21 protein-coding genes and 1 tRNA gene are annotated in these 22,643 nt (G+C 40.6%); 2 read left to right on the top strand and 20 right to left on the bottom strand.

Annotated features, from left to right (window positions below):
- Positions 1–139: 139 nt before the first annotated feature.
- Both ACH784_RS06420 and ACH784_RS06415 read right to left on the bottom strand, forming a co-directional pair.
- Positions 140–1,156, bottom strand: coding sequence for an aspartate-semialdehyde dehydrogenase (locus ACH784_RS06420; RefSeq protein WP_404394343.1), 1,017 nt, complete (start codon positions 1,154–1,156; stop codon positions 140–142).
- An 11-nt stretch (positions 1,157–1,167) separates the two neighbouring features.
- Entirely contained in the window at positions 1,168–2,292 is a 1,125-nt protein-coding gene (locus ACH784_RS06415; RefSeq protein WP_404394341.1) for a 4-phosphoerythronate dehydrogenase, read from the bottom strand.
- A gap of 213 nt (positions 2,293–2,505) precedes the next feature.
- Between ACH784_RS06415 and fadE the strand changes: the two genes are divergently transcribed.
- Entirely contained in the window at positions 2,506–4,956 is a 2,451-nt protein-coding gene (fadE, locus tag ACH784_RS06410; RefSeq protein ID WP_404394338.1) for an acyl-CoA dehydrogenase FadE, read from the top strand.
- A 95-nt stretch (positions 4,957–5,051) separates the two neighbouring features.
- On the opposite strand, the gene ACH784_RS06405 is transcribed toward fadE, so the two are convergent.
- From ACH784_RS06405 to rppH, 17 genes are all read right to left on the bottom strand, one after another.
- Complete coding sequence (locus ACH784_RS06405; protein ID WP_404394336.1) at positions 5,052–6,125, bottom strand: DUF6136 family protein; 1,074 nt, start codon at positions 6,123–6,125, stop codon at positions 5,052–5,054.
- Positions 6,125–6,715: an ATP-binding cassette domain-containing protein gene (locus ACH784_RS06400; RefSeq protein ID WP_404394332.1), complete on the bottom strand. Its 591-nt coding sequence runs from the start codon at positions 6,713–6,715 to the stop codon at positions 6,125–6,127. Before ACH784_RS06400 ends, ACH784_RS06405 begins: the two co-directional genes overlap by 1 nt.
- A 73-nt stretch (positions 6,716–6,788) precedes the next feature.
- Positions 6,789–6,863, bottom strand: a tRNA-Arg gene (locus tag ACH784_RS06395).
- Positions 6,864–6,957: 94 nt separating this feature from the next.
- On the bottom strand, positions 6,958–7,626 hold the full coding sequence (locus tag ACH784_RS06390; RefSeq protein ID WP_404394329.1) for a FlgO family outer membrane protein: 669 nt from the start codon (positions 7,624–7,626) through the stop codon (positions 6,958–6,960).
- A 10-nt stretch (positions 7,627–7,636) separates the two neighbouring features.
- Positions 7,637–8,311 carry a FlgO family outer membrane protein gene (locus ACH784_RS06385; RefSeq protein WP_404394327.1) on the bottom strand — a complete coding sequence of 225 codons (675 nt, stop codon included), beginning with the start codon at positions 8,309–8,311 and terminating at the stop codon, positions 7,637–7,639.
- A 14-nt stretch (positions 8,312–8,325) separates the two neighbouring features.
- A complete protein-coding gene (locus ACH784_RS06380; protein WP_404394324.1) occupies positions 8,326–8,949 on the bottom strand; it encodes a FlgO family outer membrane protein in 624 nt (207 codons plus the stop codon).
- Positions 8,950–9,004: 55 nt separating this feature from the next.
- Entirely contained in the window at positions 9,005–9,766 is a 762-nt protein-coding gene (locus ACH784_RS06375; protein ID WP_404394322.1) for an SPOR domain-containing protein, read from the bottom strand.
- A 10-nt stretch (positions 9,767–9,776) separates the two neighbouring features.
- Positions 9,777–12,617: a hypothetical protein gene (locus ACH784_RS06370; protein WP_404394319.1), complete on the bottom strand. Its 2,841-nt coding sequence runs from the start codon at positions 12,615–12,617 to the stop codon at positions 9,777–9,779.
- An 89-nt stretch (positions 12,618–12,706) separates the two neighbouring features.
- Positions 12,707–13,501, bottom strand: coding sequence for a molecular chaperone (locus ACH784_RS06365; protein ID WP_404394315.1), 795 nt, complete (start codon positions 13,499–13,501; stop codon positions 12,707–12,709).
- Positions 13,502–13,526: 25 nt separating this feature from the next.
- Complete coding sequence (locus ACH784_RS06360) at positions 13,527–13,964, bottom strand: hypothetical protein (protein ID WP_404394313.1); 438 nt, start codon at positions 13,962–13,964, stop codon at positions 13,527–13,529.
- A 14-nt stretch (positions 13,965–13,978) separates the two neighbouring features.
- Positions 13,979–14,596 (bottom strand): hypothetical protein, encoded by a 618-nt coding sequence (locus ACH784_RS06355; RefSeq protein ID WP_404394310.1) that lies wholly within the window; start codon positions 14,594–14,596, stop codon positions 13,979–13,981.
- Between the two features lie 161 nt (positions 14,597–14,757).
- Entirely contained in the window at positions 14,758–15,327 is a 570-nt protein-coding gene (locus tag ACH784_RS06350) for a hypothetical protein (protein WP_404394308.1), read from the bottom strand.
- 44 nt (positions 15,328–15,371) lie between these two features.
- Positions 15,372–16,205, bottom strand: coding sequence for a thymidylate synthase (locus tag ACH784_RS06345; RefSeq protein ID WP_404394305.1), 834 nt, complete (start codon positions 16,203–16,205; stop codon positions 15,372–15,374).
- A gap of 15 nt (positions 16,206–16,220) precedes the next feature.
- Complete coding sequence (gene lgt / locus ACH784_RS06340) at positions 16,221–17,009, bottom strand: prolipoprotein diacylglyceryl transferase (RefSeq protein ID WP_404394303.1); 789 nt, start codon at positions 17,007–17,009, stop codon at positions 16,221–16,223.
- 9 nt (positions 17,010–17,018) lie between these two features.
- Complete coding sequence (locus ACH784_RS06335) at positions 17,019–17,831, bottom strand: sulfite exporter TauE/SafE family protein (protein WP_404394300.1); 813 nt, start codon at positions 17,829–17,831, stop codon at positions 17,019–17,021.
- 83 nt (positions 17,832–17,914) lie between these two features.
- Positions 17,915–20,188, bottom strand: a complete 2,274-nt coding sequence (gene ptsP, locus ACH784_RS06330; RefSeq protein WP_404394298.1) for a phosphoenolpyruvate--protein phosphotransferase — start codon at positions 20,186–20,188, stop codon at positions 17,915–17,917.
- Positions 20,189–20,203: 15 nt separating this feature from the next.
- The gene (gene rppH / locus ACH784_RS06325) at positions 20,204–20,731 is read right to left on the bottom strand and encodes an RNA pyrophosphohydrolase (protein ID WP_404394295.1); all 528 of its coding nucleotides are present in this window, start codon (positions 20,729–20,731) and stop codon (positions 20,204–20,206) included.
- Positions 20,732–21,312: 581 nt separating this feature from the next.
- On the opposite strand from rppH, the gene ACH784_RS06320 reads away from it, so the two are divergent.
- Entirely contained in the window at positions 21,313–21,546 is a 234-nt protein-coding gene (locus ACH784_RS06320; protein ID WP_404394293.1) for a hypothetical protein, read from the top strand.
- A gap of 52 nt (positions 21,547–21,598) precedes the next feature.
- On the opposite strand, the gene ACH784_RS06315 is transcribed toward ACH784_RS06320, so the two are convergent.
- A complete protein-coding gene (locus ACH784_RS06315) occupies positions 21,599–22,633 on the bottom strand; it encodes a methionine synthase (protein ID WP_404394290.1) in 1,035 nt (344 codons plus the stop codon).
- Between the last annotated feature and the right edge of the window lie 10 nt (positions 22,634–22,643).

Below are 22,643 nucleotides of genomic sequence, written 5' to 3'. Positions count from 1 at the left end.
AATAATGCTTAGAGCGTAGTAAAGTATTAGAAGATGTGAATGAAGAATGTGCTTTGTGGCTAATCGACGAGCTGTTTTTTATACCACCGTTATAAAAAAGCGGCAAAACCCTGCCGAAACAGGGTTTTATTATTGCAGGTTATAAATAGTTATTAATTAACTCTTCTGCAATTTGTACACTGTTTGTGGCAGCGCCTTTACGAGTATTGTCTGAAACAACCCACAGGTTTAAGCCGTGAGGATGCGAAATATCAGCACGTAAACGACCAACATAAACCGTATCGTTGCCGCTTGCATCAGACACAGGTGTTGGGTAATCATTTTCGTCTTCAATAAGTTCAACACCAGGTGCATCATTAAGTAACTGTTTAACCTGCTCTAAGTCATAAGGCATGCGCGTTTCTAAATGGATCGCTTCTGCATGGCCAAAGAACACTGGCACACGCACTGCTGTTGGGTTTACCATAACAGAGCTGTCGCCTAAGATCTTTTGTGTTTCCCACACCATTTTCATTTCTTCTTTGGTGTAGCCATTTTCTTGGAACACATCAATTTGTGGGATCACATTAAAGGCGATTTGCTTAGGGAATACATCGTTGTCCATAGGACGTGCATTCATTAGATTAGCTGTTTGCTTCGCCAGCTCATCAACCGCTTCTTTACCAGCACCAGAAACCGCTTGGTAAGTAGATACGTTAATACGGTCGATTCCATAAGCATCGTAAATAGGCTTAAGCGCGACTAGCATTTGAATCGTAGAACAGTTTGGGTTAGCAATAATGTTGCGATTTCTGAAATCAGCTAAATTATGCGCATTTACTTCAGGCACAATCAGAGGAACGTCATAATCGTATCTGAAATGTGAGGTATTATCGATTACAACACAGCCCGCTTCTGCGGCAATTGGGGCATATTTTTCTGATACGCTGCCACCGGCTGAAAATAAACCAATATGTGCATTTGAAAAATCAAATTCTTCTACATCTAAAACCGTCACTTTTTCGCCGTTAAAGTCGATTTCTTCACCCGCACTTCTGCTGCTTGCAAGTGGAAAAAGTTGGTCTACCGGAAACTTGCGCTCTGCTAGAGTTTCGATGATTTGACGACCCACAAGGCCTGTTGCGCCAAGCACGGCGACATTAAATTTCTGAGACATTTGACCTCATCCTATTCTGAAACTTTAAAGCCAAGTGTTGCGAGTTGTCCCGCAAACTGACTACCATTATTTTTGACTGTCACTGTACTGAATTCACGTCTTACTGGATAAGACTTACGAAGGTGATCAAAGCCCTTCTCAGACAGTGATTTTCTTAAAATGCCATCATCTCGTCTAAGATCGTAAACCAGATGAACAAGTCGACCTAAATCGTCTTGACTAAAATTATCTTGCAATGTGACTTCTGTGATCACAGGTTTTGGTAAAAAGTCACTTAACTGTTTCTCTGCTGGGATATCTAAAAGCTCACACACTTTTTGATACAGCATTTGCGTACCACGAGCCTTGCCCTCAAGAGTATGCCCTGCGATATGGACACTGCTATAACGCACAAAGTGCAATAACTCAGTTAAGATGTTTGGTTCGTTTTCCCATACATCTAGCACCAGCTCTAACTGCTTTCCTGCTTGCAAAGCTTGAAGTAATGCTTGGTTGTCAATGACTTCACCACGACACGCATTGATCACCAGCATATTATCTTTTAATTTTGCAATACGCGCTGAATCAATTAAATGCAGGGTTTTATGTTTACCTGTTTTAACTAATGGCACGTGAAATGAAACTATGTCAGATTGCGTTAATAGGTCGTCTAACTCAATATGCTCTTCAAGTTCACCATTTTCAAACTTGATTGGATCACACAACAATAAGTTGATACCACTGCCTTGCAACTTTTCACGTAAACACTGACCAATGTTGCCCACACCGACAATACCTAAAGTTTTGCCTTGCAAGCTTGTTGAAGTTTCTTGCGCATAGGCATAAAGCGCACTGATCACATACTCTGCAACAGCAATAGCGTTGCAGCCCGGTGCGCTGCTGAATGCAATATCTTTTTTGTCGAGTAATTCAGTATCAATATGATCGATACCTATGGTAGCAGTACCCACAAATTTTAGCTTTTTAGCATACTGTAATAGCTCAGCGTTTACTTTCGTTACTGAGCGAGTCAATAAAATATCAACATCTTCGATTTGTTCGGGCTTGGCATTGCGCCCATCAAATCGCGTTACACTGCCTAAATCAGCAAAATACTCCTCAACTAAGGGCATATTTTGATCTGCCAAAATCTTCATCTATATTTTCCGAGGTAACTGCAAAAACGCATTGTAACCGCGGTATCAATAAATTGCGACTCAGTGACTTTGATTGGACTGCTTTAATGGCCAGATAACTGGACAAAATCATTAAATCGAGCAAATTTCAACCTCATCAGATGACTTGCAATCATTAGCAGTTAGAGCTAGTCTAAAGCTTAGTGGTCAGACCACCATAACAAGGAAAATAATATGACTCTGATTTTTGTATTAATTTTAATCGCGCTACTCAGTGTCGCTAGCTATCACAGAGCTAGTTGGCATAGCTGCGTAGCGGTAGCTGGGGCAACCTTGCTAGTCGGTACAATAGCTGGTGCATTTGGTGCTTTATCTTGGCTTATTTTCTTAGCCATCGTATTGCCTTTATCACTAAGCAACATTCGTCAACAGTATATCAGTGGCCCGCTTTTTAAAGCATTTAAAAAGGTCACGCCAACTATGTCAGAAACCGAGAAGTCGGCAATCGATGCAGGTACTACTTGGTGGGAAGCTGATTTATTCTGCGGCAACCCAGACTGGCGTAAACTTCACCAATATCCTAAGCCACGTTTAACACCAGAAGAACAAGCTTTCTTAGATGGTCCGGTTGAAGAAGTGTGTGCCATGCTTGACGATTGGAAAGCAACGCATGAATTAACTGATTTACCAGAAGACGTTTGGCAATATCTAAAAGACAACAAATTCTTCGCGATGATCATCAAGAAGCAATATGGCGGTCTTGAGTTTTCAGCTTATGCGCAATCTTGTGTGCTGCAAAAGCTAACCAGTAAATCAACGCTTCTATCTTCAATTGTTGGTGTACCAAACTCGTTAGGTCCGGGTGAGCTACTACAACACTATGGTACGCAAGAGCAAAAAGACCATTATCTTCCTCGCCTTGCCAAAGGCGATGAAATTCCATGTTTCGCATTAACCTCTCCTGAAGCAGGCTCTGATGCCTCTTCAATTCCTGATTTCGGTGTGGTTTGTAAAGGCGAGTGGAATGGAGAAGAAACGTTAGGTATTCGTTTAACTTGGAATAAGCGCTACATCACGCTTGCCCCTGTTGCGACTGTATTAGGTTTAGCATTTAAACTACGTGACCCTGATGGTTTACTTGGTGATGACAAAGAACCGGGTATTACTTGTGCGCTAATTCCAACTAACACGCCAGGTGTTAAAATTGGTCGTCGCCACTTCCCACTGAACGTGCCATTCCAAAATGGTCCAACGCAAGGTGAAGATATCTTCGTGCCTATCGACTACATCATTGGTGGCGCAAAAATGGCTGGTCAAGGCTGGCGCATGCTGGTTGAGTGCTTATCTGTGGGTCGTGTTATCACACTACCTTCAAACTCTACAGGTGGCATCAAGTCGTTAGCGCTTGCAAGTGGTGCATACAGCCGTATTCGTCGCCAGTTCAAATTACCAATTGGTAAGATGGAAGGTATTGAAGAAGCATTGGCAAAATTAGGTGGTTATGCCTATAGCACTGACGCAGCCGTGACTATGTCAACAGGTGCTGTCGATTTAGGTGAAAAGCCATCTGTTGTTTCAGCTATTCTTAAATACCATTTAACCGAGCAGATGCGCGACTCTACCAAGCATGCGATGGATATCCATGGTGGTAAAGGTATCTGTTTAGGCCCTAACAACTATTTAGGCCGTGGCTACCAAGGCGCTCCAATTGCGATTACCGTTGAAGGTGCAAATATCCTTACCCGTAATATGATCATTTACGGTCAAGGCGCTATTCGCTGTCACCCATTCGTACTTGCTGAGCTTAATGCGGTATCTATGGAAGACAAACGCGAAGCGCTTAACAGCTTTGACAAGTCGCTAATGGGCCATATTGGTTTCACTATTTCGAACCTTGTACGCACTAAGTGGCTTGCATTAACTGGTGCGCGTTTTACAAAAGTACCTTTCAATGACGAAACAGCCGATTACTACCGTAACGCAGCACGCTTCAGTGCAGCTTTAGCATTTATGTCTGATATCTGTATGGCGGTATTTGGTGGCTCACTAAAACGCAAAGAACGTATCTCTGCTCGTTTAGGTGACTTACTAAGTTATCTATACCTAGTGTCTGCAACGCTAAAACGCTACAACGATGAAGGTCGTCAAATTGAAGATCTTCCGTTTGTACAGTGGAGCTGTCAAGAACACCTATATTTATGTCAGCGTGCATTAGCAGATCTGATCAACAATATGCCATTTGCACCACTGCGTTTTGCACTTAAGTTAATGCTATTCCCATTCGGTCGTCCTGTTCGCAAACCGACTGATAAGCTAGAGCAAAAAGTAGCACGTTTACTGCAAACGCCAAATAACGCACGTAGCCGTTTAGCTGCGCACATCTACACAACTGATGAGCCGTTAAACCTACTTGGTAAACAAGAGCAAACGCTTAAAGATATCTTAGATATTGAGCCGTTGTTCGATAAGATTTGCCGTGCAAAAGGTCAGAAAATCCCATTTATGCAATTAGACAAAGTGGCAGCAGATGCACTAGACGCCGGCATTATCTCTAAAGATGAGGCTGACAAGCTAGCCGCTGTAGAAGCGAAACGTCTTGCAGTTATTAACGTAGATGACTTTGACCCAGCTGATTTATTAGCAGGTAAAGCGCGCGTGTCTGAAACGAACTCAAGCGCAGCTTAAGTTTAATACTCAAATGAAAACGCCAGCAACTGCTGGCGTTTTTTTATTCAATTCGAGACTTACTTTAAGGGCTAACTTTATTTAACCTCTAAAAGTTAAATAAGTACCATACTCAATATCAGCAAGATGCTGCAACTTGCCCACACTACCGCTAATAACTGACTGCGATTTTTAGCCAATAAAATCACCATAGGCGTCAACATAAAGCTTAACCAAATACTGAAATGCCCTGTGAATAAAGACAAAAATGGTAGAGTAAAAATCGATGCTAATAGGGCTAAGTAAAACCATTGTACTTTAGCAACTTTTGAGTAAGCATTAATGCTCTGCCAATACAATTTATGCTTACTAATGAACTGATTCGTCTCGATTAATAAGCTTGCCCACCATAATTGATTAAGTAAAGCGCCGCCCAACGCATACCAATGGACTAGATCAGGTCGCTCTATCGCGATGATAAAAACCGCCCAAAATACCAAACCACTCATGGTAATGCGCCAAGTAATACGCCATAAATCTGCACTAAAATAGCTTAACCAAATCGTCCAAATATTGATTTTTGGCTTAAAATTAAAGCGAATAGTCTGAGGCATAAAGTAACTAGCCAGCAAAGCCGCATTCAAACACACTAAAAAGCCGATTACCGATTGAGAAAAAGCCAATAAAACAAACCCTGATATAAACGCCCAGAATAAGGCTGGCGGTCTGTATAACAGCACCCATGCAAAGCTCAATTGTGAAAACATAAACAACACAAAATGAGGTGCCCTACTGAGCTTGTCTGGTCCCATTGCAAGCATCAAAACCAAGCTTAACAGCCACAACACGTGACAGGTTAACATTGCCATGAAATCACAGGCCCACTGAGGCGCATTGTGCTTAAGCAAGGTAGTATGAAATATCCGATTTTTTGAATCTAAAATGGCCGGCTTAAAAACAGCCAAGATCAGAGACTGAAAAATCAAATAAGCAAGTGCAACCTGCATACTCACTTGCACACTACTACTTTGCACCACTTTACCTAAGCCAAAGAATAGCCCTGCAATTAACCCTGGCAGAAAAATATAAAACAAAGTTGCCAACATTAAGACAAACTGCTGTAACTGCTTAAAAATCTCTTGTATGGCTAAGTTAAACGCCTGATAGCGATAGGCATAGAAATGCTTCATTACACAAGCTCACTGAATAAAGGCTGAGTGCTAAAGCCGAGCTCTAAAAATGGCAGAGGTTCGTGACAACTGATAAGTAATTGCCCTTTATATTGCTCAATCCATGAAAGTAACGCTTTTACGCTATCAGCATCAAGTGCTGCACTTGGCTCATCTAAAATCAAATAGTCACAATCACGCATGATGGCATTAATTAATTGCAGCTTTTTTTGATTTCCTGAAGAGAGCTCTGAGACTTTGGTGTCTAGAAAGGCATTAAAGTGCAAGCTTTCACATAAAGAGCCTGGCCAGTCACATTGCCAACTTGCTTGCGTTAATGAAAGTACCTGTTTGGCTGTTAGAAACGCCGGAAATGGAATTTTATCAGACGCTATCGCCACTTTAGTTTGCAGCTTACTACCCTTCTGACCATCTAGTAAAATATCACCACTGTAATGGGGATCAAGGCCAGCAATAATGGTGAATAAGGTGGTCTTTCCCAAGCCATTCTCGGCTTCGATACATAACCTTTTCGATGAAAAACACGTTGAATAATTTTGAAAAACAACTTTGTCTGCAAAGCTTTTAGTTAGATTTGTTACTTCAATCACACAAGACTCCTTTTTGAAGAGCTTGAATTTAGCATAAATCTCAACTGAGTGATTAAAGAAAAAGAAAAGAGTCTGGCAGCCTCTACAGGAATCGAACCTGTAATTACCCCTTAGGAGGGGGTCGTTATATCCATTTAACTAAGAGGCCAAGCCATTGATATTCATAATATATAGCTATAAAAACAGAATCAAGTCTGATGAGCGAGTAATATTACGGGTGACTTTTCTTCTGTTTGTTAAGTTCAGTAACTTGAAGAAACCAAAATATTCTCTGATCTTAAAACATACCAAGGGATCATTTTGCTCGTTGTTGCGACAACTTTTTTGCTTTCAAGTGACATTACTCGGGCATTAACCAGCACCCCTTTCTCACGATACAGCATAGTGCCAGACAATACATATTCAGCCGCTTCAGAGTTAAATCTAGATTTCGATTTACGGCTAAACACATAATCACCCATGCGTGTTATATGCACATTATCGAGTAATTTTGTATCAACAACCTGATAGCCAAAACGATGTAGCTGGTGCATAAAGGTTTCAGCAAGTTGATTACCTAATTGATCACTGGTTTGCAACGTGCCATCTAAACGTACAAATGAAGCCACGGCGAGTTCTGTCGACATATTCTGTGTTTCACTGAGTAAATCAGATAACTCAATGGCCATCTGCTCAACATAGTTATCAAGCTTTACAAAATGATTCATCGGAACGTAATCAGGTTTGCTTGGTTGCATGTCATCTTCAACTTCTACAGTCGTTTCTGATTTTGCTACCATTTCGTCAATCATCATCGACTGATCGTTCACAACCACTACAGATTGACTCATCGCAGGTTGACCCATTAACAAACTACATCCTGAAAGCAAGAGCACTGGCAATGATAGAATAAACGTTGTAATAGGTTTCATACTCACCTTCCTATCGGGCACTTGACTTCAACATAATGCCATCGGTTCGCTCGCTGCTACCCAAAGCATCTAATACAGCTTGAGGGATCAGACCTTGTGCAGAGCCGACAACAGCTTTACTTTGCAAACCAACCACTCGTACATTCACCAGCACACCACCTTTGTGATTGACTAAAGTACCAGCCATTACATATTGAAAGTTTTGCTCTTCATCAAGCTCTAAATAATCACGGCTGAACACAAAGTCGCCTTTTGGTGTAACGCGCATAAAGCCCGTTGTTTTGAAATCAATAACAGGGATGCCATATTGATAAAGCTCATGCATAAAGCTTTCAGAAATTTGGTTACCTAGCAAAGTACCTTCGTCGTACTTATCATCCAAAAATACAAAACTGGCAACTGCAAGTGGCGTATTTTGATTTACATATTTAAGGTTAGACGCTAAGTCTTGCATCATACCGCGCACATAATGGTTAATATTTTTCTTAGGCCCATTGTGCGAGCCAAACATTTGTTTTTGGTCAGGCGCTTGTGCTTGAAAGAATTGATTAGTATTCAATGGTGACTGAATACTTCGTGTAATTTTGCTAGAGTGGATGGTTTGCGCATTACTACCGTAGTCATCTTGCATGGCCGTGCAGCCCACCACTGATAATGCAAATAATGATGTTAACAGTGCTCTCATGTTCTGCTCCTAAATTAATACTCAGCTCGGTAAAGCTTGTTGTTGCGCATTTGGATTTTCTCATCTGTCCACATCACATTGATTGGAACTTCTGTAAATGCTGCAGAGATAACTTGACCATTCAAAACATTGACCAATCGTGCGTTTATCATATTGGCGTGCTCTTGGCGTGTTATGGTGCCAAGAATAACGTAGTCAATGTTTTGACGAGTGCGAAGATTGCTCAAATTGCGCGTTAGCATATCTTCATGATGCTCGCTGACAGTGATTGAGTCACTTATTCTGTGTTCAACCATGCTGTAGCCCAATTGTGTCATTTGAGTTATCAAACTTTCTTGAATTTGCTGACTTAAACCACTACTTTGTTGGGCGGCAGTTTTTTGCCCCAATTCTGTTGCCAGAGTAAAGCTCATGACCGCAATATTCGAGTTTCTCAGCCTACCTGCTTCTCCCTTATATAGCTGGTTTGCTAAATTCAAAGTGTAGTTATGAAGAGGAAAACTCGACATTCCCTTTACTTCCATAGGCAATGAGCCTTCAATTCCTTTCGGGTTTGCAAGCTCATCTTCTCGTTTAATTTCGTTCATTAATTGGCAGCCACTTAATAATGTAATAAGGACTAAAATACACAGGCGCATGACAACTCCGCATAAATCTTTTATCTAAAAAAGCAAGAATCACGCCACAATAGAGTTATAACCAATCACCTTTATTTAGACCACCAAACTGTGCAACAAAACAATTTACTTGGTGTTTTTGCCATTGCGAACATGCTGACTGCGCTTGTTCTTTTGTCGCAAACGCACCGAGCTTAAGTCGATAAAATTGTTGCTGGCCAATTTGTTTAGGCTCAAGTCTCGCTTCTTGCATCGTGTGCTTAGCGCCCACTAACTTAACTTTCAACCTTTCATACACTTGCTTTGCTTTTTGCCTGCTTTTTACAGACGCAACTTGCACAGCATATTTTGCAGTTGACGACTTGGTACTCGGTTTCTGAGTTTCAAGTAAAATCGTCTCAGGCTTTTTTGAAACTAATGATTGTTCCCGAACAGCTTTATCCGCCTTGAAAAGAGTAATAACGACGTCTTCTTTTTTTGCTTTACTCGATGTAGAAGTTTGCGAAATAAGTGCCTTGTTCGGTTTATTTTCTGCTTCTACGCTTTCATCTTGCTTGTGTTTGTTATTATCGGCCAAAGAGAAGTTTGCTTTATCATTATTTGCAACAAGGCGATTTAGATCTTTCACTAACACACCCAAAGTTTGCTCATAGGCAAGTAAGCGCTCTATGCCTGCTTTGTTTTCTTGCCATTGCTGAGCCATTTCTTTTAACTGCCGATACTCTTGCTGAGTTAATGTGACGGTTTGAGCTGTTGAGTTTGCTTTTGGCTTTTTTTGCACAGAAGTACAGCCACTAAAAATAATAAGGCTCAAAATAAAAATAGTGCATGTCTTCATTGATAATTGCTTATTGAGTGAACTGAACATATCTAACCTCACAAGATAACCCTTTACTTGCTGCGTCTAAACACAGCGCAGCGATTTTATCTTTATCGTCATTGTCGTAAGCAACTGACAATAACCACGAGCCATCGCTTTGCTTAATATAAAAAGGCGAAACGCCCAGTATGTTGCGCCATTTACTTTTAACTAGCTGCCAGTAGGCTTTCATAATATCCAAATTACTGAACTGACCGACTACTGCAACGTAACCTGAATGGCTCTGTAGACTTGTAAGTTGAATATTAACGTCTGAAAGTACATCGCCTAAGGGCGATAAGGTCACTTTTGCTTGCGTATTATATCCAAGTTGCTTTGTTTCCAGCTTATGCTCATCTACAAAAATGTCGTACTCTCCAGGTCTAAGATCTGTAAACAAGTAATAACCATCAAACTCAGAAATCGCTTCGGCCACGACCCTGTTATTTTTGTCTTTTAATTGCAGCTTAGTGTGCGCAATCGGTTTGCCATTTTCATGGTATAAAATACCTTCAATTTCACCTGAATAAACAACTGGAATATCTAATGACTCCATTGCTCCTGCTCTAGGCGTAAGAGAGTAACCTTCATTGGCTGGCAGCATGAAAGGATCTGCAAAACTGGTTTCAACGACCTCAATATCAGTGCGCCGATTTGCCATAACACCAGCTAAAACAGCCACGCCTCGCTCATCTGTTTTTGCTTTACGATACGATTGTATCGCTCTTACTGTGACATTTTCTAAAGGCGTTTCGGTATCATCAAACAGGCCATTGTCATTTTCATCAAAGAAGACCCGAACTATGATAGTGCCTTTATTTGACAGCCTTTGTTTAGAACCAAAGAACGCTTGGTTTACTTGGTTATAACCAAAGCTAAACCTCGTTGAGAGTTGTAGTTGCCAATCATCATCACTGTCGTATTGCGCAGATGTGTTTAAGATAAAGTCATCAAAAGAGAAATTAAGCCCAAGTTCTGTGCTCTCGATACCTGAGTCGATAGCACGCTTAAACCTAAGTTGTCCTCTTAAGGTGTTATTGAAGCTTCTGATCAAGTCAACGGAGTAATTATTTACTTTAAAACTTGGATAAATATCATAGCCAAGGTTAAACCTGCCGTATGAGCGCCTTAAATTCGCTTTAAAATTTAAGCTCCCTGAGCCGTATTCTTCACTTTCTTGCCATTGCCAATCAAGTTGATTACCCAATGCATATTTAGAAAAGCGATAGTTAAGATCATGCGTTAAGCGAGTCGCTCGCTTTCCATCGGTGTTTGCCACTTCAAGGCTGGTTAAATAGTTTAATCGTGTACGCTGTTTTTTATAAATATCACCAGCAAGGGTCGCTTTAAACGTATTTACTGCTCCCTCTGCATAGCGCTCTCTACTTGCTGCAAACCTAACTCGTTGATCAAATACTAACAACCTTGCTGTTGCTTCATTAAAATAGTGCTTAGAGCTGCGACCTTGATGTGACAGATTAAACAACATCTGGCCATTTGGTTTATAACTCACACCGGATGCAAATTCCTGGAATTCTTCTGCCGATTCAGTAAACCTTGAAGCTCCCAAATAGGCTCTTAATTGATGAGAGAAAACATGCTCGAAACGACCTGAGAGTCTTAATTCACCCGTATCAGTACCGCTTTGCGTTTCACTTAGTAGACGCTTACCATCTTTATTGATTGAAACAGCATAAGTACTACGCCCTACTTCTTCTACGCCATCACTGAAATAACGCTCTGTGTGCTTTTCAATTTGGCCCTCAGCTCCATACTTAACGACTTCAAAAATATTTTCACCGAACAAGAGTTCTATATTGTCGAAAAAGAACACGCCAGCTTGAATGTCGAGCTTTTGATCTATCAAGATGCCATTCTGATAAAGTTCTATGTCCCAACCTTCACCGGCCACACCATTGATTGAGACTCGACCAGAACTTGTTTTAGCTAACAGCGGAGCATTAGTTAAGCTTACCCCCTGCGATAAACTACCGATAGCACGTTCTCCAAATAAGATAGGCTGAATATCTCCAAACTTTATCTCACTGGCATTCAAGCCAAACAGTGCTCCTTGAGGAGATTGGCGGCTAAAAGTAAGCCTTGAATTTTGTAGCAAATCGCCACTTTCCCCAGATAAAAAATATTCAGATCGCAAATAGGCTAATTCGTTTGACCCCGTCAGTGCATAACTCAAGACCTGATCATTATCTGAATATTTGTAGCGTGTATTTAAATCGAATAAAGGGGAAGATAGAGCTTGGTAACTGCGATTAAGCTCTGGGAATAACGCGCCGCCTTGCACAGATGTAGTGACAAGTTGCTGGGCTTGTCTGGCAAGTGCTTGTTCAACAGGAAAATAGCCTTTACCCTGGATTGTTACAGACTGCTGCACATAGTCTGTGCTTAATTCAAAATCAAACCATAATTGTAACTGCCGAATATCGGCATAGAGTAAGCCATCTTCAAACAGCAACTCAGTTGGCTCAAGCTGATATTCTTCACCATTAAGCACTAATTGATAGGTTTCAGGGTCAAGTAAAAAACGATTACCAGGTTCTTTAAACCAACCTTCTACTTTGTTATTGGCATATAGAATTGGCAGAGAAAATAAATCTATAAAGCTTTCTAACTCAACATAGTACGCATCTCGGTTCTTAATAACCGTCAGCTCACCGATATAGCTTTGGTTTAAGTTTGCTGATAAAAACAAAACTTCACCGACAGGAATATGATCTCCTGATTGGGCGTCTATTTTTTGACTTGGTTTGGAATGTTTAGCATCCGATAATGTATTCTGAATAGAGCTTAGTACCTTGATCACTGCTCGCATATCAGTCGAGGCCTCAACTGATAAAACAGAAGAAACCAATAGCAGGGCACTAAGATACGGCAGATTAAAGCGCACGACAGGGGTAGAAGTTAGTTAATGTCAATTTGCTCTTCGAAGAATACCTCTTCTTGATATTCTTTTTGTCCTGAGTACTTTAGCGTAAGCTTGCCAGAACCAGATAAGCGATACCCGTCTAGCAGTGTCATTGGCAATAAAGCGTTTTCAAGCTCTGAATGGATGCTGTAGCTTTCAATAATGCCAATTCGCTGTTTTTCAGCTTTTCCGTTTGCTGTGAAAAAAGCTTCAACTCGTCCAAAACTGCTAAATTGACCTTGCTTTGCCATTGAGATTTGAAGGGTATCGCTCTCTTCTGCTCGCTTCAGATCAAGGCCTGTTAATGAAACAACAGGCGTTTCTCTTTCAACTCTTAAAATAATCGGCAATGAATAATTAACTTGAATGTCTATATTAATGCCTTTTGCCGCCGCAGATCCCTGCTCCTCAGGCAAGGCACTCAATAATAAGTGAGAGCGGTATTCTCCTGGCGCAAGTGCTTTTGTACGTCGCACTGACAGTTTAATGATTTGTTTTTGACCCGGTGCTAGGCGTATTTGGCTTGGGCTCATTCTCACCATTGCACTTAGAGATTTATCATGAGTACCTTCTAGGTTTTTGTACCCGCCCTCAGGTAACGCAGCTCTTTCTTGCCAAGATAATCGGTAACTCTGCACTTTGTCTGAGTTATTCACCACAATTAATCGCTCAGCTCTTTGCCTGTCTTCAAAAGCAACTCGGGTAGGTGAAATCAAAATATTTGCACTCGCACTGAATGCAGAGGTAATACATGATAAAAGTACTAAGAAAGCAAAATGGTATTTAAACAAGGTGGTGGCCTTAAAAATCGAAAAATTAGTATGAGAGTTCAATACTGACAGAGCCTTGATATTCTCCGTCGTTATATACGGCCCCGTCTCCGGAGGTTTGTAAAATTGCGCCGATAACAAGCTCAATTTCACCATATGCGTTGGTTTGAGCCGTCGGTCTAAAAAGTAATTGGCTAATAGTGAATACCGCGGGGCGACTCCCTAACTCAACATTCACGCTTGAACTGCTAAAACTGATTAAGGTGTTAGCCGGTAATGCCTCGAAGAAAAGCCTAGCAGGATGCCCTCTTTCCATAATATGAATGTCATTACTTGAAGACATAGCACTATTAGTTGGTAATTTAAGCGTGCTGACTCTGTCATTTCGCGCAACGACTATGGTGCCAAAATCAAGTGGATCAAGCACATCAGCGAATGCTGATGTGCTCAAAAAAGAAAGTATTACTAATATACTTTTAGTCAACGAGTGACCTTAGATTAATAACTTACTGTGACTGCAACGGTACCAGTATAATCACCGTCTACATATTCGCCATCGATGTCATCAGTCGTCAGCGTCGCACCTAAATTAAACTCAGCGTTACCAGTGCCATCAGTGGTAATCGTGCCTTGGTTTGTCGTTATTGCGATGTCTTGATTTGCGTTTTGCCCTACTGTGGCATAAAGCGTAAATGCGGTGATCTTAAATACTGGAGTGGTACCAGGTCCCGTTGTCGCAAGCTCAATCGGTGTTGTGCCTACATCTGGTAACTCAATCGTTAATGGCGTGTATTTTGTCGCTTCAGCAATTGTAAGCTGTGCAGGCTGTGCCGAGGCAGAATCTAAAATATCCATAATTGCCGGATCTGAGCCACCTGCAGCGGTTGTAGAAATTTGCAAATTCGGGTTTGCTGGTACACTCAGTGCTGCAGTAGATGACGCTTTAGAAACAGCTCTCACTGTACCGAAGTCTAACGTCTGCTTTACTTCAAGTTTAAACGTGTTTTGAACGGTTACTTTGGCATCAACATTTTGAGTTTGTGTGCTAGCGAATGATGAGAGTGTAAAAACTGAAAGAGATAACCCTAATGAAAGAGCGATAAAATTTTTTGTCATAACCGTGTCCTTTATTAAATGCTAATGAGCGCTCTGATATACCAATGAGTTTTAATTTTCCATTGAACTCTTTGATAATCTTATAAAAATGGTAATTACTTCTTGAGACAAATCAATAAAACAGAAAAGAGCTTCCATTCTAAACGTAATACTTTTGTTTATTATCTACTTTCTTCAACTGTACACAATACGCCGATATTATTAATAACAGCACATAGCTTGTTTGCATCATTTTCAATACTGACTGTTTCTAATACACCAACATATCGGCTTTGCAGCTTGTGCGTTTGCTTTTTAATAGAGCTTGAAAGTAAATTTGAAAGTTGAGGAAACCTATTATGCACTTTATTTAGTTGTGCCTGTGCACTGGCTTCACTAAACATTGGCTGTAAATGTAATTTAAAGCCTTGCGATTTTTTAGAGCTAGAAATTGCTTGGTTGCTCTGTGCTTGGCCTTTGTACTCTTTTACTTTTGGTTTATTGCGCAAAGAGGTTGGTAGGCTTTGTAAATCACTTTGCGCTGATAACGCAGCAATCAAGACTTTAAGGTCTTGTTCCATAGTCACTAAGCGTGCTAACTCTTCTCTGTTATTTTGCAGTTCAATTAAGAAGTCTTCGTCGACAGCTTTTTTGCTTGATTGTGTTTGCTGAATTGCAATAGGCGGTTTACTAGGACTTGTACAAGCTGATAAAAACAAAAGACTAAAGAATAGAAAAAACGTTAAACGCATTAATACCTCTGTTTGCTAGGGCGTTAGCCCTAGCAATAATACAGTTAAATTGAAACTGGCGCTTTAATATGTGGGTGCGCTTGGTAATCAACCAACTCGAAATCATCAAATTTGAAGCCGAAAATGTCTTTCACTTCTGGGTTAATCTTCATTGTCGGTTTAGGGAAAGGCGTACGGCTTAACTGCTCGTCTACTTGCTCTAAGTGGTTTAAATATAAATGCGCGTCACCAAAAGTATGGATAAAGTCGCCAACTTCTAAGTCACATACCTGAGCAATCATCATGGTTAATAACGCATAGCTTGCGATATTAAATGGCACGCCTAAGAAAATATCAGCACTGCGTTGATAAAGCTGACACGATAGCTTTCCGTCTAATACATAAAACTGGAAAAGCGTGTGGCATGGCGGCAATGCTTGCTTGCCCATAGCCGCATTCTCACTTGGTGAGTACTTAGTATCTGGCAATAACGCCGGGTTCCAAGCACTCACGATTAATCGACGTGAATCTGGGTTTGTTTTAATTTGCTCAATCAGCTCTTTAATCTGATCGACTACTTCTCCATTTGGACCAGTCCATGAGCGCCATTGCGCACCATACACGGGACCAAGCTCACCTTCTTCCGTTGCCCAGCCATCCCAAATACTTACACCATTATCCTTAAGGTATTGAATATTCGTTTCACCATTCAAAAACCAAAGTAATTCATGAATAATGGATCTCAAGTGACACTTTTTCGTCGTCACCAGCGGGAAACCTTCTTGAAGATTAAAACGCATCTGATAGCCAAAAACACTGATTGTGCCTGTGCCTGTTCTATCTTCTTTTTTAGTGCCATTCTCTTTTACATGGCGCATTAACTCTAAATATTGTTTCATAGCGTTTTATAACTCTTACTTTTGTGCAACGGGTTGGGTTTTATATGCCCAAAACATAATACCAAGGCCTGCGATAATCATTGGCATAGAAAGGATCTGTCCTTGTGAAATTAAGCCACCATATAAACCAATGTGCGCATCTGGTTCACGGAAATACTCAATGCAGAATCTAAAGAAGCCATAACCAAATAAGAATAGGCCTGCGACACTGCCTGTTGGACGAGGTTTTTTCGCAAACCAAACAAGCATAATAAATAATACTAACCCTTCAAAAAAAGCTTCATATAGTTGCGAAGGATGGCGCGGTAACGGTCCACCTGTAGGGAACACCATCGCCCAAGGTACATCGGTCGTGCGACCCCATAATTCGCCATTGATAAAATTACCAATACGACCCGCTAAAAGACCAACAGGAACCAGAGGAACAACAAAATCACCAACAGCAAAAGGAGAGCGTTTAGTGCGCCATGCAAAAACAAAAATAGCAGTAATTACACCTAATGCACCGCCATGGAATGACATGCCGCCTTCCCAAATCTTGAATAAGTAAAGCGGGTTATCAAGTAAATATGAAAATTGATAAAACAGTACATAACCAATACGGCCACCTAAAATAACTCCCAGCATGCCGTAAAATAATAAATCGCTGACTTCGTCTTTTGTCCAACCTGAATTTGGTTTTTCTGCTTGACGATTAGCCAACCACATTGCAAATGCAAAGCCGATCAAATACATCAAGCCATACCAGCGAACACTCAACGGCCCTATCGAAAAAATGATGGGATCAATTTGTGGAAACTCCATAGCCTTTCCTTAATTAATAATCATGTTGGCAGCGATCACCAAAAGTAACGCTGCAAAGATTTTTTTTATTGTTGAAACAGGTAAATATTGCGTCGATTTCGCACCAATGGGTGCCATAAACCAAGAGGTTGATACGATACCTAGCAAAGCGGGCAAATACACAAACCCTGCAAAGCCATGTGCAAGGTCAAAATGCTTGCTCCCTGCGCTGATATAACCCAACGACCCAAATAAAGCGATTACGATACCACAAGCCGATGCACAGCCGATGGCTTTTTTCATATCCATTGAGAAAAAAGTCAGTAATGGGACTAACAGCGCGCCCCCACCAATTCCTATCATCGCTGACAGGCCTCCGGTGATGCTGGTTAAAAAAGTGAGTACAGGACCACTTGGCAAAACTCTTGTAGGAGGTGTCGCTGTTTTTCGGCTGCTATAAAGCATTTTCAGAGCAATCAAGACCACACATACAGAAAAAATTATTCTTACAATTGATTCGGGTAGCATGGCCGCCATAAAGCCACTGATCAAAGCACCCAGTGCCACACCTGACATGATCCAAGGCGCGACTTGCCAAGGTACGTTACCATTTTTGTGATGAGCTAATGCAGAAGACGTCGAGGTAAATAAAATAGAAGCCAAAGAAGTCGCTATCGCAGCAATAACGACTTGCTCTGTTGGTAAAATATTAAAATGCAGCAGAATCGCGCTTAGCACTGGTACTATGATCAAGCCACCACCTATCCCCAATAGCCCGGCTAAAAAGCCTACACCACTGCCTAAAATGGCACAGGAGAGGACAACTAGTAACAAGTCATTCATGAACGCATCTCTTATTATAATTTGCGCGCTATCTTACCCGATCTGAAGCGGATTAAACACCTGAAATAAACCTTTGCAAACAGTTAGTGTTTAGATTGGTAAAGCAATTCGCTGAACTGGTTTTCAATCATAAAGCTTTTAAGTAATCGATGTACTTGTTTGGTGGTCGCCTGTTTTAAGCATTCGTTCAAGAGCGCTTCCATATCTGCAACTTTTAAACGCCTTAAGACCCATTTCACTTTACTCATGGTAGAAATGTTCATACTCAAACGTCGATAACCCATTGCTATTAATAAAATAGCACCTTCAGGCTCACCGCCTAGTTCGCCACATAAACTAAATGGTAACTCTAAACTTTGACATTGCTTAGCAACTTGATTGAGTACACGCAGTACACTAGGATGGAAAGGATCAAATAAATCAGCCACTTGTGCGTTATTTCTATCAACTGCAAGAAGATATTGCGTTAAATCATTACTGCCAACAGAGCAGAAATCGACCTTATCGGCCCATTCAGGTAACAAGTAAATACTAGAAGGCACTTCAAGCATTACACCGATTTCTGGTTTCTCAATTTGAATGAATTGATCTGCCCACTCTTCTTGCAGTTCAAAATAAGCCTGTTCAAGTAAACTAAGTGCTTCATCGACTTCTTCGGTATGACTGACCATAGGCAACATGATTTTTAAATTACCCAAGCCGGTATTTGCTTTCAACATAGCTTTGAGCTGGTCTAGCAGTAGCTCGGGGTGATCTAAAGAAATTCGAATACCACGCCAACCAAGAAACGGGTTTTCTTCTGTGAAATTAAAATAATCGAGTACTTTATCGCCGCCAATATCGAGTGTTCGCATCACTACATTTTCAGGGTGGTAGCGGGTTAATACTTCTCTATACCAATGCTCTTGTTCAGTTTGCGTCGGAAACTGACCTTTTTGCATAAACCAAGCTTCTGTTCGGTATAGGCCAACACCATCACAGTATTTACCAATTTCTTGCTCTGTCGATAAATCTAACCCGGCATTCACTAACAAGCTAATATGCTCACCATCTAAAGTTATGGCTTCTAAGTGGTGCTCGGCCTCAAATTTATCGTGTAACTTGCTCTCTTGAAGATGAAGTTGCTTATATTCTTTTTTAAGCGCTGGAGTCGGAGAAACATAAACCCGCCCTGCATACGCATCCAAAATAATATCTTTGTTTTCGAACTGCAGCAGCGGAATATCCTCAATACCCCAGACAGCAGGAATACCCATTGCGCGTGTTAATATTGAGGCATGAGAATTCGCAGAGCCATTGACACTTATTACCCCTTTTAATCGCTCCTTTGGCACTTCTGCTAACATAGTTGGAGTTAGAGTATGGGTAATTAATATGGTATTTTTAGGGTAAGATTTAACCGCTTGCTCAGTACTCATCAAGTGGTGCAAAACACGCAAGCCTATTTCTTTTACGTCGATAGCACGTTCTTTAATGTACGGATCTGACATTGCATTAAACTGGCTCACTAGACTTTCTATGACATACTTCAACGCACTTTTTGCATTCCACCCTTGTTCTAATTGTGCTTCTACTTGTCGTCCTAAACTACGCGCATCTAAGAGTTGTTGGTACACTTCAAAAACTGCCACAGCTTCTTTTGGCATTGAATCACTAAAGGTTGAAGCCATAACATGAAAGTCGTGCCTTGTGGCTGAAACGGCTTGTGCGAATAGCTTCTTTTGTTGCTCTACATTCTCGCTTTTCTGCATTTCTATGCTTGCAAAATCAAGTTTGGGAATAATGACAAAACCACTGCCCAAGGCAATACCCGGTGAACCTGATACACCTTTTAACACAGATGTTTTTTTCGCGGTTGTTTCAACCGATAAGATTGACTTAGCTTCGGTATTAGCAAGCTGAGATGCTAGTTGTGCAGATAAAGTAATTAAAAAGGACTCTTCATCATTACTAAAAGTGCGAGCTTTTTTTTGTTGAACAACAATAACCCCGATCACTTTTCTTTGGTGAACAAGCGGTACCGATAAAAAGGCGTTATAACCTTCTTCGTGGACTTCTGGGGAAAGTTTAAATCTCGGGTGAGACTGTGCATGAGCAATATTGATTGGCTCTTCGCGCTGTGCCACTAAACCAACAAGACCCTCTGTAAACCCTATTCTAAATTTACCGATGGCTTGAGGGTTTAAACCATCACTGGCCATCAGTATAAAATTATCTTGGCTGTAGTCAGCAAAATAGATAGAGCAGCACTCAGTGGCGAGTGCTTCTTTAACCATGGCGACAAAACGATTAAGTGCTTCAGTTAAGGTAGGCTGTTGTGCCACCGCTTCAACAATATTTCGTAACGTCGCAAGCACGGTTCTCTCCTTAATTTAACGGCGTTGCCGCCAATGATTATGCTCTTTCTGAATGTGTTCTTTTCGGTTAAAAGGCATCGCAAAAGGTGCAAACTCTTTCATAACACGACGATATACATCTCGCTTAAAAGAAACCACCTGACGAACTGGATACCAATAACTTACCCAACGCCAATCATCAAATTCGGGATGATGTGTATGAAGTAAGTCTACATCTTCATCTTTACAACGGAGTTTCAGTAAAAACCATTTTTGTTTTTGACCGATACAAACAGGGCTTGAATCTTTTCTGATCAGCCGCTTAGGTAGTTTATATCTTAACCAATGCTTAGAACTGGCCACAATTTCAACATCTTCAGGTTTTAACCCCACTTCTTCATGCAACTCTCGATACATGGTTTGCTCAGGGGTTTCTCCGTCGTCTACTCCACCTTGTGGAAATTGCCATGAATGTTGTCCATAGCGTCGTGCCCAAAAAACTTGACCTTGATTATTACAGATCACAATTCCGACATTGGCACGAAATCCTTCGGCATCAATCACCTTAGTGCCTCATTAAATAAGTCGATATTTTTCGATTGTTCCATAAGTTAAAGCACACGGCAAATATAATTCCAGCTTTCTACCACCTTATCCACAGGTTAATTTTAAAATTGAACAACTTTTAATTTAAACAAATTAAATCCACAAAAATACTGTATAAAACTCACTTTCTCCACAGATTCTGTGGATAACTGTGTTTATATTACTGTATTTATCCAAAGGCCTTACCAGATGAAGCTAACTCACGAATAACACATGAAATAAAAAACCATATATTTCATAAAGATATGAAAACAACTGTATAAATAAGCGGTTTTTTATCAATCAATTTAACGTATTTTTTTACCTGTCTACTTTTTACCCAAACAAGAGCATCAAACAAAATTCATCTTTTTCAGACAGTTACTTTAATTGTATAAGCTCAAAAATTGTGCTTAAAACAATCGACAATGTAAAATATTTGTTATGTTTTATTTTCCGCCGACTCTAATCATAGAAGTAGTAATTTATAAATCAAAATTATTTACTTTGATTAGTTTCGAGCAAATTTATGTATTCAAATATTGAAAAGGAAAATATTTATGAAACTTAAAATAAATAAAACAAAACTTAAAAACCTGTCTTCAGACGCAACATTATTGCCTTCGGGTATGACACCACAAGTTGGTGGTGGTGTGACTACTTCTGCTGCGATTGTGTGTGAAACACTAGGCTGTGGTACTTATTCAATGGGCGATTGCGCATCCTTGGATCGAGTGTGTTCACCATATGAAACACAAAACAACTGTGTAGACCCATTTACTGTGGGTTGCTAAAACAAGCTGACACCTTTTCTAATTTGAATAGGTGTCAGATTTAGAGTTAATTCTATAATTTCTTACTTAGTTCATTTCTTACTATCTCAGCACCTTGAGCTAGCGCTGTTAACTTGCCTCTTGCGACTTCTCTAGCAAGCGGCGCTAAACCACAGTTTGTACTGGGGTAAAGCTTATCGGCATCTACATAGCGCAACGCTTCACGTAATGTGTTGGCTACTTCTTCTGGTGTCTCAATGGTATTAGTTGCCACATCAATAGCCCCAACCATGACTTTTTTACCGCGGATCAAAGAAAGTAGCTCAATTGGTACACGAGAGTTATGACATTCAAGTGAGATAATATCTATGTTTGATTGCTGAAGTTTAGGGAATACCTCTTCATATTGACGCCACTCAGAACCCAATGTTTTCTTCCAATCTGTGTTGGCTTTAATGCCATAGCCATAACAAATATGAACTGCCGTTTCACAGTTTAAGCCTTCAATGGCACGCTCAAGACATTTTATGCCCCATTCATTTACTTCTTCAAAGAAAACATTAAACGCAGGTTCATCAAACTGAATAATATCAACACCAGCCGCTTCTAGTTCTTTGGCCTCTTGGTTAAGGATCACAGCAAATTCCCAAGCCAATTTTTCGCGACTTTTATAATGGTCGTCAAATAAAGTATCAACCATGGTCATTGGACCTGGCAATGCCCATTTAATCGGCTTATCTGTTTGTGCTCGTAAGAACTTTGCGTCTTCGACAAATACAGGTTTTTGACGTGAAACAGGCCCATAAACCGTCGGCACACTGGCATCATATCGGTCACGGATTTTAACTGTGCGGCGGTTTTCAAAATCAACACCATCAAGATGCTCAATAAAAGTCGTGACAAAGTGTTGCCTGGTTTGCTCACCATCGCTGACAATGTCTAAGCCAGTTTGATATTGCTCTTGTAATGACACACGTAATGCATCGTGTTTGCCATCAATTAATTCTTGCCCTTCCAATTTCCATGGTGACCAAAGTACTTCTGGTTGTGCTAACCATGATGGTTTTGGCAAACTGCCTGCAGTTGATGTCGGTAATAATGTTTTCATTTTACTAATT

The sequence above is a fragment of the Pseudoalteromonas phenolica genome (assembly GCF_044788725.1).
Taxonomy (GTDB): domain Bacteria; phylum Pseudomonadota; class Gammaproteobacteria; order Enterobacterales; family Alteromonadaceae; genus Pseudoalteromonas; species Pseudoalteromonas phenolica_C.
Note: the sequence above shows the minus strand (reverse complement) of the source record. Positions and strands in the feature narration are given on the sequence as shown.

Bases quoted from the DNA above. Each gene is read 5' to 3' on its own strand.
- ACH784_RS06355 (WP_404394310.1), bottom strand. From the start codon at position 14,596: ATGACAAAAAATTTTATCGCTCTTTCATTAGGGTTATCTCTTTCAGTT.
- ACH784_RS06315 (WP_404394290.1), bottom strand. From the start codon at position 22,633: ATGAAAACATTATTACCGACATCAACTGCAGGCAGTTTGCCAAAACCA.
- ACH784_RS06375 (WP_404394322.1), bottom strand. From the start codon at position 9,766: ATGAAGACATGCACTATTTTTATTTTGAGCCTTATTATTTTTAGTGGC.
- ACH784_RS06370 (WP_404394319.1), bottom strand. From the start codon at position 12,617: ATGCGAGCAGTGATCAAGGTACTAAGCTCTATTCAGAATACATTATCG.
- lgt (WP_404394303.1), bottom strand. From the start codon at position 17,009: ATGGAGTTTCCACAAATTGATCCCATCATTTTTTCGATAGGGCCGTTG.
- ACH784_RS06415 (WP_404394341.1), bottom strand. From the start codon at position 2,292: ATGAAGATTTTGGCAGATCAAAATATGCCCTTAGTTGAGGAGTATTTT.
- ACH784_RS06380 (WP_404394324.1), bottom strand. From the start codon at position 8,949: ATGCGCCTGTGTATTTTAGTCCTTATTACATTATTAAGTGGCTGCCAA.
- ACH784_RS06320 (WP_404394293.1), top strand. From the start codon at position 21,313: ATGAAACTTAAAATAAATAAAACAAAACTTAAAAACCTGTCTTCAGAC.
- ACH784_RS06420 (WP_404394343.1), bottom strand. From the start codon at position 1,156: ATGTCTCAGAAATTTAATGTCGCCGTGCTTGGCGCAACAGGCCTTGTG.
- ACH784_RS06390 (WP_404394329.1), bottom strand. From the start codon at position 7,626: ATGAAACCTATTACAACGTTTATTCTATCATTGCCAGTGCTCTTGCTT.
- ACH784_RS06335 (WP_404394300.1), bottom strand. From the start codon at position 17,831: ATGAATGACTTGTTACTAGTTGTCCTCTCCTGTGCCATTTTAGGCAGT.
- ACH784_RS06345 (WP_404394305.1), bottom strand. From the start codon at position 16,205: ATGAAACAATATTTAGAGTTAATGCGCCATGTAAAAGAGAATGGCACT.
- ACH784_RS06350 (WP_404394308.1), bottom strand. From the start codon at position 15,327: ATGCGTTTAACGTTTTTTCTATTCTTTAGTCTTTTGTTTTTATCAGCT.
- ACH784_RS06405 (WP_404394336.1), bottom strand. From the start codon at position 6,125: ATGAAGCATTTCTATGCCTATCGCTATCAGGCGTTTAACTTAGCCATA.
- ACH784_RS06385 (WP_404394327.1), bottom strand. From the start codon at position 8,311: ATGAGAGCACTGTTAACATCATTATTTGCATTATCAGTGGTGGGCTGC.
- fadE (WP_404394338.1), top strand. From the start codon at position 2,506: ATGACTCTGATTTTTGTATTAATTTTAATCGCGCTACTCAGTGTCGCT.